Here is an 18,158-nt window from a genome sequence, read left to right as displayed (position 1 = left end):
ATATTACAAGACCGCCTAGTTTACGCTATTTTGCTGGTTTCGCCAACAGTTGTTGCATCAACTGGCCGTGCCGGCTTTGTTGCGATAACAAGCTATTGCGCTGGCTTAGCACGATGTGATTAAGTTCGCGCAATGCCTGCTCGAAATCATCATTGATGATCAGATACTCGTACTCATCGGCGTGTTGCATTTCGCTTTGTGCCTGGGCCATTCTTTTGGCAATAACCTCATCGCTGTCCTGACCCCGTTGCACCAGACGTTGCTGCAGCGCTGTCATGCTCGGTGGCAAAATAAAAATGCCCAGCGTGCCAGGTGCCTGTTGTCGAATTTGCCGCGCCCCCTGCCAATCAATATCCAGAAATACATCAGTGCCCTGCTGCAGATTACCAATAATTGCGCTACGGGAGGTGCCATAATAATTACCAAAAACTTCCGCCCACTCCAGAAATTCATTTTCCAGGATCAACTTTTTAAATTGTTCGACACTGATAAAGTGATAATGCACACCGTCTAGCTCGCCCGGACGGGGGGAGCGGGTGGTGTGCGATACGCTAACCTGCATATCAGCATGATTTTTTAACAGCGCATTAATAAGAGACGATTTACCCGCGCCACTGGGGGCTGAGACAATAAAAAGATTACCACTGAGTTCTTGCATCGTTTCTCTCAAAGGACCCGGGGCCAGCAGCCCGCAGCCAAAACCAACTAAACCGCAATTTTAGACTGTCCGCCTGCCGGGTGCAAACCTGAAATTAGCCTTTGATTTTTGCTTTAACGGACAGGGTCAGGGTGAACGTTGCCATAGGTTCTGAACCGTGCAGACTGGGACAGGTAACACTTACCGTTACCGGTTTGTTGACGCGCTCGCCACTGGCCAGAGACTCATCCAGCATCTGATCAATAGTTGCGCCATCATTACTGATAAAGTGCACGGTAGCCTCTGGCCGTTTTAAAAACTGGCCCTGTACGTCTTTAAAGGCAAAATTAGCATTAATGCCACGGGCTTTGGCTTTAGAAAACACCAGAAAGGCGCCGGCTAAGTCGGCACCAATTGCCAGCGCGCCAAAATAAACACTGCCCAGATGGTTTTTAGTGCGCCAGCTATGGGGCATGGTTACTTCCAGGGTGCTGTCGTTCATCCTGACAATTTTAGGTGAGCAGAAACCAATTAACGGAATATAGCGCCAGGCAAACAGCCTTAAGCCCAGATTAGCTTTGAACAAAGACATGATAAGCCTTTTCAGTTTCGGACAGTCTGTCGAGCTTAGCACTGGTAAGACCAATAGTGCAAGATGACCGCTGAGAGCTAAATATCTGCCACTCGTCAGTTTTTAATCAGAACCGACACGGGCTTTTAGTAAAGTAACAGCTATTATCAAACTGTAAACATACCAGGGAGCCAGCTGAGTGTTCAGAGATGTTATTGTGACAATGCTGTTTACCATGTTGTTGGCTGCAAGTGCCTGTTTGCAGGCTATGCCTGCTGTGCAGGGGAACCCTTCCACATTGTATCGTGGCTGGTCGGTAGATGGCGGGCTGCCACAGGTATCGGTTACTGCAATGGCGCAAGATGAGCAAGGCTATATCTGGCTTGGTACTCAGGGCGGTCTGGCCCGTTTTGACGGCCATCGGTTTACCGTTTTTAATACAGCCAATACCCCGCAAATTTTATCCAATTTAGTTACGGCGTTGTATCTCGATCGCAATAAACGACTGTGGATTGGCACTGTCAACGGTTTAAGTTATTTTGCCGATGGCAAATTTACCGCAGTGGATACCGGTAACTTAAAACCGGGAATGATAACCAGTTTTGCAGAGTTGTCTGATGGTCGTTTTTTTATTGGCGCGAATCAATTATATCAATGGCAGCATAACCGGTTAATGCCGGTTGCCGAGCACCCGACTGCGGTTTTTCAGATGTATCCGCAACAAGAGACCTTATGGATAGGTGGTCAGGACGGTTTTGCAAGCTATCAGAGCCAGCAGTATCGCTGGTACCCGACACCTGATACCGCTGAGGCTATTCAGGTTATTGAACTGGTTGTCAGGAACAATACAGTGTTTGTCGGCACCAACCAGGGGCTTTATCGCTGGCAGCAGGGCCGTTGGCAGCAACTGGACTTACCTGGATCTGCAGCGAACAGTCGTATTGAGCTATTGTATCTGGATAACCAGCGCCAGATATGGCTGTCTACAGTTGATGGTTTGTATCAAATTCAAGCCGGGCAGGTTGCGCGGGTGCAGCTGCCGGGTACGCCTGACCAACCGTTTAGCTGGGTCGAGAGTATGCTGGTAGACCAGCATCAGAATTTCTGGTTTGGCAGCCGCACTCATGGCGTGATGCGCCTGCGCTCAGCGCTGACCGAGCGCTATAGCACTGCGGCCGGCTTACCCGATTCCTATAGTTGGGCAGTGCAGCCCTGGCAACGTCATCTGATGGTAGGGACCAGCCAGGGGATGGCCTTACTCAAAGATGGCCAGTTTCAGCCGTTACTGGCCAACCAGCATCTGCCCAGCCCTGTTGTATATAGCATGCTGCAGCAGCAGGACGATTTTTGGGTAGGCACCCGCGCCGGGTTAAGTTTGCTGGATAGTAATACGCTGGCCTGGCAGAAAAATTATCCGCAAACCGCGCATTTACTGATCACCACGCTCGTCGCAGAAAACCAGCGGATATGGGTAGGGAGCAATGGCGGCCTGTTTAAGGTGGAGCAGGGTGAATTAAGCCAGCAGGGGGTGTCGGCGCCATTAACTGAAATCAGCATCAGGGCGTTGTTACATGACAGCGACGGGCGGTTATGGGTTGGTACTGAGTCTGGCTTATATGTGCGTGGTAGTGACGGACAGTTTACGCCAGTGCTTGATATGCCGCTGGCCGGTAAGTTTATCTCTGTGCTGGTTGAGTTTGCCGATGGCAATCTGCTGGTCGGAAGTTTCGACCAGGGATTTTTACTGGGGCAACCTGGTAATTGGCAGCACTTTAACCAACAAAATGGTTTGCCAGGTAACGGGGTTATGCATGCATCCCTGGTTAATGACAAGCTGGTTATCAGTAATTTTGAGGGGTTTTATCGCCTGGATTATCCGGCCTTGCAACAAGGAAAAGTCAGTCAGTTGTATATGTTGGTTGACGATCGTCAACCTGAGGCCGTTACCGATTCACATCGGTGCTGTAATGGTGCCGGTAGTAACAAGGGCACGGTGCATCAAGGGCGATTGTGGTTTCCAACCCTGGACGGCATTATTGCCCTGCGCTTAGATCGGTTAAATAGCTATGCCGCAGTACCTGTGCCGGTAATAGAGAGTTTAACCGCATTAAATCAGCAACTTGATGGTAATTCTGCCACGCTGTCGCCCGAACAACGTGACTGGCACTTCCGTTTCAGTGCGCCCTATTATTATCAGGCGTCTTCCATTAATACCCGATATAAACTTGAAGGCTATGAGCAGGACTGGATTGACGCTGGCAGCCGGCGTGAGGCGTTTTACACTAATTTGCCGCCTGGAGACTATCGATTTCAGGTGCAGGTAAAGGTTGCGGGTGACTACCGCTGGAGTGATGCCGCAGCGATGGATATTGTGCTGAAACCGTATTGGTATGAAACGATAACGGCGCGTTTGCTGGCATTGGCACTGCTTATCATGATGTTCTGGTTAGTATATCGTTTACGGTTGGCATCACTGGCGAACGCCCGCGAAGAATTAAGCCGGCAGGTGAAAGAGCGTACGCAGGAATTGTATCAGGCGAATCAAAAACTGCAGCAAATGAGTATGCAGGATGCGTTAACTGAACTGCATAACCGCCATTATCTTGATGTTAATATCGACGCCATGCTGGCCCGGGCCCAGCGCAACGAGCAACCTCTGACCTGGATTTTACTGGACCTGGATTACTTTAAACGGATTAATGATCAATACGGTCATCAGCTTGGTGACACGGTGCTTAAACATTTTGCCGCTATTTTGCAGCAGCATAGCCGCAGCAATGATCATCTGATCCGCTGGGGCGGTGAAGAATTTTTGCTGATCCTGGAGCAAAGCAGTGAGGTACAGCATTATATCGAGCGCTTACAGCAGCTGGTGCATAGTTACCCCTGGCAACAACAGCTGGGCGTCCCTGTCAGCATTACCTGTTCAATTGGCGCCACCGTTCAGCCGCCGGGCTGGGACTGGCAATACAGTCTGTATCTGGCTGACGCCGCCCTGTATAAAGTTAAAAACAGCGGCCGGGCTGACTACATGCTACTGCAACCAGAGCCTGATGCGCCTGCTAATATAGCGGCCAGCGATAAGCGGGTTGAGCTTGATGAACTGCTTGCCAGGAAGTGGCTGAGTGCCAGCCGCGGAAAAGTGCCGGCTGAAGTGTAAGCTGGTAAAAAGCCCGCGACATGCGGGCCAAACGGAAAGTATATCGGTTTTAATTACCTGTAGTGTTGCCCCCGTCTTTTTAGCAGACAGGGGCAAACTCTATTAACGCTGTGATTCAGCGATTACCTTAATACCGGGGGTCCAGGGGCCGCCAGCGTCGACAATCGCATTTTGCAATGATGGTAATACTGAACCTTGCAGGGTTTGAATGCGCGAGCTAGCGTTATCCAGCGCACTGAGGGCAAAACCAAGCTGCTGCTGGTGTTGGGTGGTTGGGCCATACGACGACCATGACGCAGACATGGCGTATCGCAGTCTGCTGACAATATTGGCCGGTTTAATACCCATTCTGTCACGCGACTGCAAGCCGAACATATCGGTTGAAATGGCGTTTAGTTCATCAGCTATGGCGGCATATTGCTGCTCCAGCTTAGCGATGTCTCCCGGGGTATGACTAATAGCTTCACGGACCAGTTTCAGGGTATTGCTCAAGTCTTCAAAAACGGCTTCGACCGAAGACAGACGTCTGTCCGCGGCGATTAACTGCTGGGTAAAGGCAATAGTCTGCGCTGAGGACGGCCCTTGCAGCGTCGGCTGGTAGATCGCTTCCAGCGTCAGCTCAACCGGGGCGGCCAGTTGCGAGATTTTGCTGCCGACCCGTTGAAACAAGGTTGCGGTGTAGGTACCCGGAGGCGCCATAAAGCCGTCGTCTTGCTCATCCTCTTTTTTGACCGTTACCACGGCGCTTTGCGGCGCGAAGGTCATATCCCAGCTAATGCGATGCAAGCCTTTTTTGGTGTCGCCGGCAACGCGGTTGACCACCTGGCCCTGGCTATCGGTGATCTCGATATACACCGCGGGCTTAGCGGCGTTATTCTCTGCTTCAATGGCCTCCCAGGCTGGATATTTCGGATACTTTTCATCCTTGACCATTTTCTTCTCGGCTTCCTGCCGTTTTTCCTGATCAGTCAGCAGGCTGTCTTTCAGATAGTAGGTTAGGGTTGCACCGTGTGCCGGGTTTTCAGCAACGAACCGATCATCGCCGTCGGTGTCAGTATGGTTATCATCAAGCCTGAACCACTTTACCGGCCGGCCCGGCGCGAACAGCAACGCAGCCTGTTCCATTGCTTTTGGGGTTAAGGAACGTAATGGCGTATAGTCGTCCAGAATGTAGATACCGCGACCAAAGGTGCCGGCAACCAAATCGTTTTCACGGCGCTGAATTTGGACATCCCGGGTAGAAATCGTTGGCATGCCGCCTGCCAGTTCCAGCCATTCTTTGCCGCCATCGACGGTAAAAAATACTCCAAACTCTGTGCCGATAAACATTAAATCTTTGTTGACATGATCTTGCACAATGCGCCACACCAGATGCTTCTCTGGCAAGGTGTCTGCCAGTGATGTCCATTTCCGGCCCAAATCGGTAGATTTAATTAAGTACGGTTTAAAATCACCGTATTTGTGGTTATCCAATGCCACGTAAATGGTGTTCGGATCGAATAAATCAGCACGAATATCGTTAACATAGGCGGTTGCAGGCACACCTTTTATATCGTCCAGCTCAATCTTTTTCCAGTTTTTGCCGCCATCGTTGGTTACCTGAAGCTGACCGTCATCGGTACCTACCCATAAAATATTCTCATCAACCGGGCTCTCTGCAAAATTGGCAATAGTGTGATACTCAGACATAGCATAGATGTCCCAACCCGCTTCTACCGACCAGGTGCGGCCCATAACAGGCAGGTGCATCCGATTGCCGTTTTTGGTCAGGTCAGCAGATACCGCCACCCAGCTATCGCCACGATCATCAGAGCGCCAGACGCGTTGTGACGCAAAATACAGCCGTTTTGGATCGTGTGCTGAGACATTAATCGGGGCATCCCAGTTATATCTCTCGGCTGGATCACCCGGCTGCGGTTGCGGCTTAATGTAGACGTTTTCTTTGGTTTTTAAATCCCGCCGCGCCAGGTTGCCCTGTTGCCATTGGGAATACATGATATTAGGGTTGCCGGGCTCAATGGCTGGCTGATGGCCATCGCCGCCGAGGGTTAAAAACCAGTCTTTATTTTTAATGCCTTCACTGCGATTCGTTTGCGAAGGGCCGCCCTGAGTCGAGTTGTCCTGGGTACCACCATAAATGGTGTAAAACGGCTTAGCATCGTCTACGGCAATTTTGTAAAACTGGGTAAGCGGCAGGTTGGCAATATAACGCCAGTTTGCCATCCGGTCATGTGACATATAAATGCCGCCGTCAGAACCCATCAGGACAAAATCGCGATCGGTCGGGTGAAACGCCATGGCATGATCATCAACATGTTTGCGTTTTGTGTTAATCGGTGTCCAGGTTTTGCCACCATCGTCAGATACTTTGCTGTAGTTACTGGCGATATAAACGCGATCAAACTGATGTGGGTCGGCGAAAATTTCCTGATAGTAATGAGGGCCGGTGCCGCCTCCTACCTCATCAGACACGCGCTGCCAGCTGGCACCGCGATTTTCAGAACGGTAAAACCCGCCTTTGCGATTATCGGTTTCTATGGTTGCGTACAATACGTCTGGCTGCATGGGTGAAATTGCTAAGCCAATTTTACCCATATTGCCCTCTGGCAAACCCGTTTTGAGTTTGGTCCAGGTTTTACCACCGTCGTCAGTAGTGTGAATACCGGCCGCTTCACCAGTACCAACGTAACTGGCAACGGTACGCTGGCGGGACCAGGTCGCGGCATACAGCTTATCGGGGTTACGTGGGTCAAGTAGCAATGACGTGACGCCTGTCCATTCGTCTGCAGGCGCTAATACTTGTGTCCAGTTTTCACCACCATCAACGGTTTTGTACAAACCCCGTTGCCCGCCCTTGGACCACAGCGGGCCTTGCGCTGACACCCAGACCACATCAGAATTTTGCGGGTGAATGATAATATCTGAAATGCGCTCAGAGTTTTTCAGCCCCATATTTTTCCAGGTTTTGCCGCCGTCCAGCGATTTGTAAACGCCATCGCCAAAACTAATGTGGCGCCCGCCGCTGTTTTCACCTGTACCTATCCAGATGATATTAGGATTAGACGGGTCTATGGTGACATCACCGATGGAGTATACTGACTCATCGTCAAAAATCGGGGTCCAGGTCGTGCCTGAATTAGTTGTCTTCCAGACACCGCCTGAACCAACGGCAGTGAACCAGGTAGAGGGGTTAGTTTGATCAACGGCAATATCGGCAATACGTCCCGACATATAGGCCGGGCCAATGTTACGAAATTCTAATGCGTTAAATGTTTTTTTACTGAATGCAGCTTGGTCGGATTCATCTGCAGCCAGACAGACCGCACTGGACAGACACAGGGTGCTGACCAAAGCGGCTTTAAAGAGAAAATTCATAGGATCCCCGGATTGTTTTTGTAATAGAATTATTTAGCATTAACCTGATTAAAGCGAATAACCAGGCTGTTCAACGGCTTTTCGTTAACCAAGCAGAAATATGCGGCAGAAAACATTCGGCATACTGCCGACTTGTTTATACTGCTGACTTAAGCATAGTCATTCTTGTTGTATAATAAATAGCCTGCTCAATGCCCAGATTTCTTTATTCTTTTTTACTGGTTCCCTGCTGCCTCAGTGCAGCAGAGGTTTACCCAGACAATGTGCAAGACATCCTGAGGATTGAAGTGATTGGCCGGGCGCCTGATGTTCAGCATCCGGCGACTGAGGTGTTGGCCGTCACCAATAGCATCGACCACACGCACGTTAGCACAGATAGTCTGGCTTCACTGCTGCAGGATTTACCGATGGTCAATCTCAGTGGCCAGGGCGGACTGATGCAAAGCGTTAATATTCGCGGATCGGCACGCTGGCGGGTGCAAACGCTGGTGGAAGGCATTCCGATCCACACCGAGCGACGTGCCGGCAGCGCGGCGGAGTTTCTGTCGCCCTCGATGGTGGGGCAGGTGAAGGTGTATCCGGCGGTTGCATCAACTCAGGTGGGCGCCGGTGCTATTGGCGGTAGCATCGACTTTACCTTGCGTACACCGCAATCACCCAGTCTTGCGCTACGCTATGGTACCAATAACGACTACCGTGAACTACTTGTCAGCGGCATACACGAAGCAAGCAATATCAGCTGGATGGTAAATCATCAGCATGCTAATAACAGTAAAGATGGTAGGGCAAACCCAATTGAGGATCGGTTTGAACAACAGAGCCTGGTTTTGCGCAAACAATCCGGACTTGGCGGGGTTCGCGAGGCGTTATTGCTATATTCTGCAGCAAATAATATTGCTAAAGCCAGTGCTGATGATCCGTCCAGCCGTTTTACCCTTTACCCGAGCAATGAGCACGCGCTGGCAAAAGTGGTGTTTAACTGGCATAACGCCACGGTATATGCCCATAACTCGCAACTGACGACTCATATTACCCGTCCATCACGACAATTTAACGCGCTCGACAGCACCGCACTGAATACCGGCATGCATGTTAGTAACAGCGTTGCCACTGTGGCTGCAGAAGACTGGGCTATACACTGGCGCACCGGTATTGATGCCCGCCTGGGTGTGCGGGTTGATGAGCGGGAAGCCATCTCAGCTGCAGCCCCCTCTGTGTTAGAGCAGCGCATTCTGGATGCGCAGCAATGGGAGCTTTACGGTGCACTCGACACCAGCAAAAGGGTGGCATCTGGGCTATTGGCGGCGGGAGCGCGGCTGTCGGCCACCACCCAAAGCAGCAATTTAACCGATAATACCGAACAACAAAGCAATGTTAGTGCCTTTGTCGGATATCGCTATTCGCTATCGCCAACCTGGGCGCTGTCTGGTTATCTTAGCCATGGCTATCGGGTGCCCAGCCTGACCGAGCGTTTTTACCGTGGAATAACACCCAGGGGGCAGGTGCTGGGTGATCCGGCTTTGCGCTCAGAGCTAGCCAACAATCTGGATGTATCATTACATTATCAGGGGAGATCGTATCAGGGGGCTTCGTATCAGGGGGTATCGTCAGCGTTTTATCTGTCAGTATTTCATCACGACATTAAGCACTATATCGAGCGCATTAGCGTGTCGCAAAGCCTGCAGCAGTATAGAAACCTTGATCGGGCAAAAATTTCCGGGGTTAATTATCAGCTAAGCCAGAGGTTCTCTGTTGTTGGCCTGGATGCTGAGTTTAAACTGGGCGGTCAATGGCTGACGGCTGAAAATAATGCCGGTGAGCCGATTGCCGATATTGTGCCGCCGCAGCATAGAATGTCGCTGTCAGTGTATGCCGGCAAGGCTGAGGGATTTGTTGCCCTAACGCATCGCAGCGCATCTGATGATCGCGTACCCGGAGAGCTGCCAACAAACAGTGTTAATGTACTGAGTATGGGTTACAGCTATGCGCTGACACCGGCATGGCAGCTGGCGTTAAATGTTAATAATATTACCGATACCTATTATGTGACATCCAGAGACGATTTGGCGCCGTATGCGCGCGGCCAGCAGTGGGTGTTAAGTACTGAGTACCACTTTTAAGTATTTTGCATGCAAGTATTTTGCATGTAAGTATGCTGCATGCTAAAGCATACTTTGTTGACCGCTGATAACGCGTTTACTTTCTAAAAAAAGGGCCACAGCAGTGAATCCTAAACTACGACAGGTTAGCCGCCAGCTTCATTTATGGTTTGCCTTGGCAATTATTATCCCATCCCTGATTGTGTTTGGCAGTGGCATTTTGCTGCAAGTTAAAAAGCAATTTGCCTGGGTGCAACCGCCGACAATGACCGGCGTCAGTGCCACGCCAGCTTTGAGTTTTCAACAAGTATTACAAATCGCGCAAACGGTACCTGAACTTCAGGTGAGCGAATGGCAGCATATTGATCGCATTGATGTGCGCCCCGGCAAAGGCATTATGAAAGTGGTAGCCAGTAACGACTGGGAAGCGCAAATTGATGCTCAGACCGGCGATATTCTGCATGTCGCATATCGCCGTTCAGATATTATTGAGGCGATCCATGATGGCAGTTGGTTTGCCGACTTTGCCAAGCTCTGGCTGTTTTTGCCTGCCGGCATTCTGCTGTTTCTGATGTGGTGCAGCGGTGCGGTGCTACTTTACACCACACTCAGCAGCAAACTGAAAAAACGTAACGCCCGCTCCGTACGCCCATAAGCTACGGACGTTTTTCAAGCGGGCAGCGTCTGGTTAAATAGCTCATTGTTTTAGTAAATAATCCAGTGCCCCAGTTATGGCTGCCACCTGAGCCTCAATACACTGCTCTGGTGTGGCGCTTGGGCTGTCCGGGTACACCTCTGTAGTACTGACCAGTAATGCATCTGTTACGCTGCCGCATAAGCCCAGTGTTGCTTTGGCATAATTAATTACCCCGCGCTGCTGGATCGGTTCGCCAATTAATTTACCTTCCTGATCGGGCTCGGCAATATGAGTGATTTTTGCAACGCTGTCGATAATTGCCTTTTGCAACGCAGGACAAGGATGCTCAGTATCATCTACCGTGTAATAGCCATCGGGGATATTCCAGTTATGGTTAACGGTACCATCCTGGGCTGCTTTAGCCGGGCGAAATTCGCTATTGTCACTGTCAGTCGTTTCATGCAGATCAATATGCAGCGTAAAATGAGTATTCAGGCTGGCTAAGTAATTGCGCACTTGCTGTGCTTCAGTAGCTGTGCCGGCAGGGCCAAAACTGCGGTTTGGATCAATTGCCTCTGGGTTCCAGCGGTTAATGGTTTCATAACCCCAGGGGCTGATACAGGGTAAAACCAGAATATTAAGCTGCTTAGCATAAGCTTTCGCTTTGGTTTGTATAAAACGCAGTGCGCCATGCACACCACTGGTTTCATAACCATGGACTCCGCCAGTAATCAGCACTGTGGGCTTACTGCTTTGCCAGTTGCGGCTTTTGACGGCATATAATGGATATCGCTTATCGCTGACAGCCTGGTAATCGAGCTCACCATACTGCTGCACATCAAAATCTGTTTTTAATGCCTCAATTGCCGGGTATACCTCAGTAAACACACTGCGTTTAATACTTTGCTCACTGAGCCATTGTGCTTTTTCTGCGTCGCCCCATGGCTGGCCGGCAGTGCCAATATGATAAATTTTATCCATGAAATAATACTCCGCTCATAATAATCAGATGACAGAACTATAGCATCGGAGCGCATAGGTAAAAATGCTAAATGCGGTGAGCGTGAGATAGAAAAAGATGGCAGCTGATACAAACACCGCAGGCGAGACCACTCTTCAATAAGTTGATTTATTCAATATTCTGGATCTGTTTATAGATTGTGAGTAATTAATTTTATAAAATCATTGGCATAGTTTTATTTTACCTGGTAATCAAGAGGTTTTACTCACTACTTTACCCACCGTTTATCGTATGCTTCACGCACCTAAGCAGAACGCTTTAAGCACATTTTATGTTCATATCGAAAACGAAATTTTCACGGCGCAGTTAATTCAAATTGGTTCTACATTTAGGTTTGAGGTGAATGTACTTGCTATTCACCTCACTATGTGAGTAGATTGCCTGGTGTATTCACCTCTATAAGTAGGAGCCTAGCCTATGTGGATCTGGCAACAACCGGACTGGCCCGGCCGTCAGCAAAAGCCATCGCATGTCTTTCGTTATGATCATGCGGTATTGACCCCTAAGTTACGTGAGCTGCATTTTTTGCAGGGGGTGCTGCTGGGCAAAATGGGCGTACAGGATAACCAGCAGGCGGCACTCGATACCATGCTAGCGAATATACTCACGTCTAGCGCTATTGAGGGTGAGCGGTTGAATCATAGTGTGGTGCGTTCATCATTGGCTCGCAAGCTGGGTATTGATGAGCAACAAAGCGTCGCAACGACAGCACAGTCTGATGGTCTCGCTGCGATGGTAACAGACGCCATTGGTAATTGGCAGCAGCCATTAACGCTAGAGCGCTTGCTGCAGTGGCATGCCTGGCTATTTCCGACTGACAGCTCATTAATGCAGAGAGTGCAGGGTGGACAGCTTCGCGGTAACGAGCCCATGCAGGTTGTCTCGGGTAGAATCGACCGACCTAAAGTGCATTTCGAAGCGCCACCGCGCGAAGTATTAGAAAACGAGCTTAGCTGCTTTATTGACTGGTTTAACCGCTCGCGAGATGACGCCAATTTGGACCCGCTACTACGCGCTGGCATTGCGCATTTCTGGTTTATAACCATTCATCCACTGGAAGATGGCAATGGCCGCTTGGCCAGGCTGCTGACCGACTTGGCACTCGCGCAGGCAGAGCATCAGTCCATCCGCTTTTATGCCATGTCGGTTGCTATCCTGGAGCGACGTAGCAGCTATTATGAGATCCTGGAACAAAGCCAAAAAGGCGATACTGACATCACTGCCTGGTTACTCTGGTTTCTCGACACCCTGGCCGTTAGCCTGCGCCAGGTGCTGGCTGATATCGAACAAACGCTGCATAAAACCAGGTTCTGGCAACGGGTTGATCAAACCCAACTGAATAAAGAACAAGTTAAAGTACTAAACCGGTTGCTGGATGGCGATTTCAGCGAAGGTATTAGCAACAGCCAATACGGCAAAGTTGCCAAAGTAAGCCCGGCAACGGCCAGCCGGCATTTGGCCCAGTTGGTTGAGAACGGGTGTCTGATGAAAACCGCTTCAGGGGGCAGAAGTACGAGGTATGTGATCTTTAAATAGCAGGTTCCTTATTGAACCTGCGATCTTAATCAGTGGCAGTGTAACGTTCTTCTACGTTTTGGATTTTATTAGGAAATGATGAATAACCCATGTAAATCAATATTATAAGTGGTTTGATTGGGCTTTTGAATGGCTTTTGCTCTACAATATACTCACTTATTCTTTCGCATTAAGTTTTGGGAAAGTGTTTAAAGAATTCAGATTCAATTATTTTCTCAACTATTTCGTTTTTACTCAGGTCGAGTTTTTTAGATAATACATCAAGTTTCTTAGCTAAGCCCTTGTTCATTATAAAGTTATATGGCTTCTTGCCTTCAAGCTTTTCTCTATGTTTTTTCTGACTCCATGCACGACGAATATCAAGTAAAAACAGCTTCTTAGAATCTATTAGTGCAGGCCAACAATCAAATATAGCTATTGTCGAAAAGTATTTTTCTTCTGAACTAATCGGATCAATATGTGATTCTATAGCTAGTCTCTTCCTGACATACATGTATGCCCAATCGCATTGGCCCTCTTTTTTGCTGTCCAGCCACCTGAATGATTTTTCAAATGTCTGAATAGTTTTGGCCAAGAGTTGTAAGCGGTCTAACACTTTTAATTTTTCAAGCCGGGGCCATTCCAGAAAATTAAAAAAACTTATCAAGTTCTCTCTTCTTTTCGAGCTGTTACTAGGATTGGGCTCCAGTGGCATCTCACTGTATAAATACTGTAACTTTCCATTGTCAGGGTTTTTCTCGCTGATATTTTTTACTTCGATCCAAAAAGCATTAATGATCCTGTCATTGACGCCCCGCAATAATCGCAAATCAATGGCAGAAAGTTTAGAGTTTTTATAACTTTCAGACATTTCCGCGACTTTAGCGCGCTTATTATTTTGAATGTTAGGAGGGATATGCCGGAAATATTCAAGTTGCTCTAGTGATGCAACTACTAGCTGAGCAAGTCGTTCGATTTGTTGTTCCATATTAACATCTTTTGGTTGCACCTCAGGTTCAGCCATTAGCCAACCACGACGTCTGAAATATGTGTAAGACCAATAGCAATGAAGCTCGTCAGTAATGGTGATTAGCTCTGATTTAGCAATGTGGTTTTTCATGAAATTAGCACTCTGTGGTCATTACCTAAATATAGGCTAAGTGACATTTTAAGTAAATTCTAAAATAACGTAATTAGTATAACTATTAGTAAATAAAATAGTAAAATTATTAGTGGCGTTACAAGTAATTAATAAACTTGTAAGTTGTTGATTAATATGTTTTGAATTTAACTTCAGAGTGATTTTTAATCGCTTCTTAATCGTTTTGAAGTAAGTTAGTCGATGCGAATTGGTGATATTGGTAATCTGATAAAGAAGATGCTGTCTGTATTAATATTATTATGTACGGTGTTAAGCACCAGGTATTGCTTTAAATAACTGTAGAGAAATACATACCACGTTAATCCCTTTGAGATAACAGCAATGAGGATTAATTGTGAGTGACATGAATTTAAATACATCGAGTAGAACCAGAGTACAAAACCATACTTGCTATCCAGTTTTAACAAGTATCGGGCCTTTGAGCCCTTATTACTTAGACCGGGTACTAACGGTATTAAACAGAGCATTAGCTGACCACCCCAGAACATTGGCGATAAGGTTTGATCTGCGTCTGCCTGACGGATATGGTGATGTTGGCTCAGACTTGATGACCAAATTTGTTGAATCGTTAAAAGCACAAATTAAAGCTGACTTACACCGAAGGACAGCACAAGGTAAGCGGGTGCATCTATGTAATATGCGGTATGCCTGGGTGAGAGAGCGTTGTGATTCGGATTCACCACACTTTCATGTCGCTATATTGCTGAACCATGATTCATACCACACTTTAGGTGTTTATGTAGATGATCAGGCTAGAAACATGGCTTCCAGGATCCGAAAAGCTTGGGCAAGTGCATTAAGGCGGTTGCCTGAAGAGATACTAGGACTAGTTCATTTCCCAGCAAATCCAACTTACAGCGTAAACGCCAACTCGCCTGATTTTTGGGCTATGAAAACTGACTTATTTTGTCGGCTAAGCTATTTTGCGAAGCTGGATACTAAAGAGCACGGTATTCATTCCCGTAGTTTTGGGTGCAGCATCAGATAGCCATTATTAACGTTTTTAGAAAGTAATATAGGTTTGAAATTTCTTCGGTACCATCAACGCGACAAATAAATCTTGCAAGCGATCTTGGAGCGGGTTAGCCTTTGGATAAGGCGCCCGCCTCACTTACATGCGAGTGAAAACAGGCAAAAAACGCTAACGCGTATCTATGTTATGTCTAAACAGAATTTACTAACTTAATTCCAGGTTGAGCTACCTGGCCTTAATCGCATGCGGTCATGGTTAATTGCCCACGGCACTCAGCCACCGGAGTTAATTTATGTACAATCTATCTTCAGCTGCGCATGCAGTTCTGCAACAACTTAAAAAACAAAACACGTCAGTGCCAACCCGAGCTCAGATACTTGAACTGCTGGCTGCGTATTTCGATTATAAAACCTACGCTTCTTTTAAGGCTGACGGTTCAATCAACCAAGAAAAGCTCAAGGCAGCAATTGCTGATGGTGCATTAGCGCATGCTCGTCTTTTAAACAGACTTTCTGAGTTAAGGCTACCAGCATCACTTGTTGATCTGCTTAAGCAAAGTTTTATCCAACAATTCCAATCAGCTAAGTTAGAGCCTAAAGTCAGCCTGCTCAGAATTGCGCAGCACTTAGGTATAGCACCTGGTCGAATCAGGCTTACGGCTAAAGAAGCGAAAGCCAGCTACGCACATCTGCTAACCAATCAAGAAGCTGACAGTGTATTGCTCAGATACGTATGGCAGCGCATGGAATTAGATGCCAGTTTGGACGATGATGATACAGGGACCGCTAGCAAGTATTGGTACGAGCAACGCCAGTCTGGAGCACAACTTTCTACCGCTACCTTAGAGTGGGCTAATCAATACGAGCGGTATTTAATTGTGCAGGAGCGCGAGCAGAACTTAATAACACAATTTTCAAACAAGAAGTTGGCGCGTCCAAATTTTACTGATGTAGTTCAGGGTAAATGTGAACCCAATATTTGCTGGTACGTTGATGCACTTTATTTATTGCATCTTTTAGGCGAAAGCATGCTTGAACAGATAACCGACGATAGCATCCTTGACTGGGGATACTTAGCATCACTTCAGCAACCTAATCATGAAAGTCTGGTCGAGTCGGTCTATGGCCTCGATGATGATGTTGAAGTGTGGGCCTGGTATCTGTTTGGGCTAAGCCAGAAAATCGATATTACAGCGAGTAACTACCGTTTAATAAACTCATATACTGGCGAAGAATGGGATGAATATGGCCCGGCTGAGCCAGTCGGCTACCATGGTATTAACTTGCCTGCAATATCAGACAGCCAAAAGCATGAAGCCAAGTTAATTGCTGATCGCATGCAAAGCCTGATGAACTTGGTAAAACAGCCAGCACAAAAATAAAACCACGGCATAAGGCTACCGCATATGCGGTAGCCTATATCTGCGTTAAATTTCCAGTTCAATAAAGTCTTTATCAATATCCTCCTGGGTAATGCCGATATAACGCAGCGTTACACCTTCTGAGCTGTGGCGTAGCATCTTCATTACCCTGGCAATGTCTTTGGTTGATTTGTATAAGTGGTAACCGCGGGTTTTGCGCATCGAGTGGGTGCCAAGATCAATCCCAACATCTTCACCAATCAGGGCAAAAGCCCGGCTAACATAACGGCGTGATAGTGGCGCCGGCGGCAAGTTACCGGCTCGCTGATTTCGATACGACTGAAACAGATAGGTATGATCCGGGTGTTGTCGTCTAATCCTGTTGGTAATTTCAATCGTCTTCTGGTTAAGTTTAATATTGGCCAACTTGCCGGTCTTACCTTCTTTAAGTAATAACCGTTGATCCTGGATATCGGTAAACCGAACTGACAGCAGATCGGTTATTCGCAGTGCCAGGTTTAAACCAATATTCCAAATATCCGCCATTTGTTGGCCATAGTGCCTGTCCAATAGGTGACTAATCAGTTTCACCGTGTCCAGGCTTTTGACCGCTTGTACCTCAGCCATAGTCAACTTCCTCTTTCCGATTAAAACGCAGTTTTGAGAACTTCAGCACAGTGCAAAAATTGAAAGTGCCGGTTTATAAGGCTTGGCAAGTTCCCAAAAGGCTAATTTGGGAACTTGGCCATTTATGCCGTTTTGCAGTACTTTGCTAACCTACTAAATAGGCTTACAACAGCCCACGTTCAGCGAATGAAACAGGGGTTTCGCCAACTACGATATGGTCCAGCACTTTTACATCAATTAACGCCAGTGCATCGCTTAATCGTTTGGTTATTCGTTTATCTGCTTCTGAGGGCTCGGCCACACCAGATGGATGGTTATGGGCAAAGATCACCGCACCAGCGTTATGCTCCAGCACAAGCTTCACTACCTCGCGCGGGTAAACCGGCGCAGCATCAATGGTGCCGAAGAATAACTCTTTGTACTCAATTAACCTGTGCTGGTTATCCAACAGCATAATGGCGAACACTTCACGCTCGTGGTGGGCCATCCGGTATTTTAAATAATCTTTGGTGGCATCAGGGTTGGTAAAGGCATCTTTACGAGCGTATTTTTTGGCAATCAGCGTAGCAGCTTTATCAAGTACTTCTAACGCGGCAACTGACCATTTAACAACGTCTGCAGTGGTAGGTTTTGGTGCCATGGTATATCTCCTAATAGGCATTTATTTGCATATGCTTATTAGTGATATAGGTCTGAGGTTTTTTCGATTTGGCAATTGCTGGCAGCGGATACCAGCTTTCAGTTAAAAAATACGCAACAGGCACATGGTCTGGACTAATACGAGGACCTGACCATGAAACTAATCAAATTAAAAGCCGTAATGGATTGCACCGGCCTGGCTCGCTCAACCGTTTATAAATTTATCGCAGAAGACCGCTTTCCAAAGCCGGTAAAACTGGGTACCAGAATGGTGGCGTGGGTGGAGGGTGAGATACAAGAGTGGATTCAGCAGAAGATTGAACATCGTGAGCACCTGGCAGCTAAGTAATGCACCTTTTGACACAAATATGAAATCTGTTAC

14 protein-coding genes are annotated in these 18,158 nt (G+C 47.7%); 7 read left to right on the top strand and 7 right to left on the bottom strand.

Annotated features, from left to right (window positions below):
* Positions 1-25 precede the first annotated feature (25 nt).
* A complete protein-coding gene (gene gmk / locus B2Q61_RS10595) occupies positions 26-658 on the bottom strand; it encodes a guanylate kinase (RefSeq protein WP_290615424.1) in 633 nt (210 codons plus the stop codon).
* Positions 659-752: 94 nt separating this feature from the next.
* Positions 753-1,229: a DUF4442 domain-containing protein gene (locus tag B2Q61_RS10590; protein WP_290615425.1), complete on the bottom strand. Its 477-nt coding sequence runs from the start codon at positions 1,227-1,229 to the stop codon at positions 753-755.
* Positions 1,230-1,407: 178 nt separating this feature from the next.
* On the opposite strand from B2Q61_RS10590, the gene B2Q61_RS10585 reads away from it, so the two are divergent.
* Positions 1,408-4,368 (top strand): diguanylate cyclase, encoded by a 2,961-nt coding sequence (locus B2Q61_RS10585; RefSeq protein ID WP_290615426.1) that lies wholly within the window; start codon positions 1,408-1,410, stop codon positions 4,366-4,368.
* Between the two features lie 102 nt (positions 4,369-4,470).
* Here B2Q61_RS10585 and B2Q61_RS10580 read toward each other — a convergent pair whose 3' ends face one another.
* On the bottom strand, positions 4,471-7,743 hold the full coding sequence (locus B2Q61_RS10580; protein ID WP_290615427.1) for a VPS10 domain-containing protein: 3,273 nt from the start codon (positions 7,741-7,743) through the stop codon (positions 4,471-4,473).
* 191 nt (positions 7,744-7,934) lie between these two features.
* Here B2Q61_RS10580 and B2Q61_RS10575 point away from each other — a divergent pair, with 191 nt between their 5' ends.
* Positions 7,935-9,863 (top strand): TonB-dependent receptor domain-containing protein, encoded by a 1,929-nt coding sequence (locus tag B2Q61_RS10575; RefSeq protein ID WP_290615428.1) that lies wholly within the window; start codon positions 7,935-7,937, stop codon positions 9,861-9,863.
* 103 nt (positions 9,864-9,966) lie between these two features.
* Positions 9,967-10,497: a PepSY-associated TM helix domain-containing protein gene (locus tag B2Q61_RS10570; RefSeq protein ID WP_290615429.1), complete on the top strand. Its 531-nt coding sequence runs from the start codon at positions 9,967-9,969 to the stop codon at positions 10,495-10,497.
* A gap of 42 nt (positions 10,498-10,539) precedes the next feature.
* Here the strand turns inward: B2Q61_RS10570 and B2Q61_RS10565 are convergent, their stop codons facing one another.
* Positions 10,540-11,460: a M14 family metallopeptidase gene (locus tag B2Q61_RS10565; protein ID WP_290615430.1), complete on the bottom strand. Its 921-nt coding sequence runs from the start codon at positions 11,458-11,460 to the stop codon at positions 10,540-10,542.
* A gap of 457 nt (positions 11,461-11,917) precedes the next feature.
* Between B2Q61_RS10565 and B2Q61_RS10560 the strand changes: the two genes are divergently transcribed.
* Complete coding sequence (locus B2Q61_RS10560; RefSeq protein ID WP_290615431.1) at positions 11,918-13,036, top strand: Fic family protein; 1,119 nt, start codon at positions 11,918-11,920, stop codon at positions 13,034-13,036.
* A gap of 169 nt (positions 13,037-13,205) precedes the next feature.
* Here B2Q61_RS10560 and B2Q61_RS10555 read toward each other — a convergent pair whose 3' ends face one another.
* On the bottom strand, positions 13,206-14,135 hold the full coding sequence (locus B2Q61_RS10555) for a hypothetical protein (protein ID WP_290615432.1): 930 nt from the start codon (positions 14,133-14,135) through the stop codon (positions 13,206-13,208).
* Between the two features lie 385 nt (positions 14,136-14,520).
* Here B2Q61_RS10555 and B2Q61_RS10550 point away from each other — a divergent pair, with 385 nt between their 5' ends.
* Both B2Q61_RS10550 and B2Q61_RS10545 read left to right on the top strand, forming a co-directional pair.
* Positions 14,521-15,165 carry an inovirus Gp2 family protein gene (locus B2Q61_RS10550; protein ID WP_290615453.1) on the top strand — a complete coding sequence of 215 codons (645 nt, stop codon included), beginning with the start codon at positions 14,521-14,523 and terminating at the stop codon, positions 15,163-15,165.
* 277 nt (positions 15,166-15,442) lie between these two features.
* Positions 15,443-16,531, top strand: a complete 1,089-nt coding sequence (locus tag B2Q61_RS10545; RefSeq protein ID WP_290615433.1) for a hypothetical protein — start codon at positions 15,443-15,445, stop codon at positions 16,529-16,531.
* A gap of 45 nt (positions 16,532-16,576) precedes the next feature.
* On the opposite strand, the gene B2Q61_RS10540 is transcribed toward B2Q61_RS10545, so the two are convergent.
* Together B2Q61_RS10540 and radC are read right to left on the bottom strand one after the other, a co-directional pair.
* Entirely contained in the window at positions 16,577-17,137 is a 561-nt protein-coding gene (locus tag B2Q61_RS10540; RefSeq protein ID WP_290615434.1) for a tyrosine-type recombinase/integrase, read from the bottom strand.
* A gap of 163 nt (positions 17,138-17,300) precedes the next feature.
* Complete coding sequence (radC, locus tag B2Q61_RS10535) at positions 17,301-17,777, bottom strand: RadC family protein (RefSeq protein WP_290615435.1); 477 nt, start codon at positions 17,775-17,777, stop codon at positions 17,301-17,303.
* Positions 17,778-17,930: 153 nt separating this feature from the next.
* Between radC and B2Q61_RS10530 the strand changes: the two genes are divergently transcribed.
* Positions 17,931-18,125, top strand: coding sequence for an AlpA family transcriptional regulator (locus tag B2Q61_RS10530; RefSeq protein ID WP_290615436.1), 195 nt, complete (start codon positions 17,931-17,933; stop codon positions 18,123-18,125).
* Positions 18,126-18,158: the final 33 nt, after the last annotated feature.

It is taken from the genome of Arsukibacterium sp. UBA5043, assembly GCA_002415085.1.
Taxonomy (GTDB): Bacteria; Pseudomonadota; Gammaproteobacteria; order Enterobacterales; family Alteromonadaceae; genus Alishewanella.
This window is presented reverse-complemented; position numbering and strand designations above follow the sequence as displayed.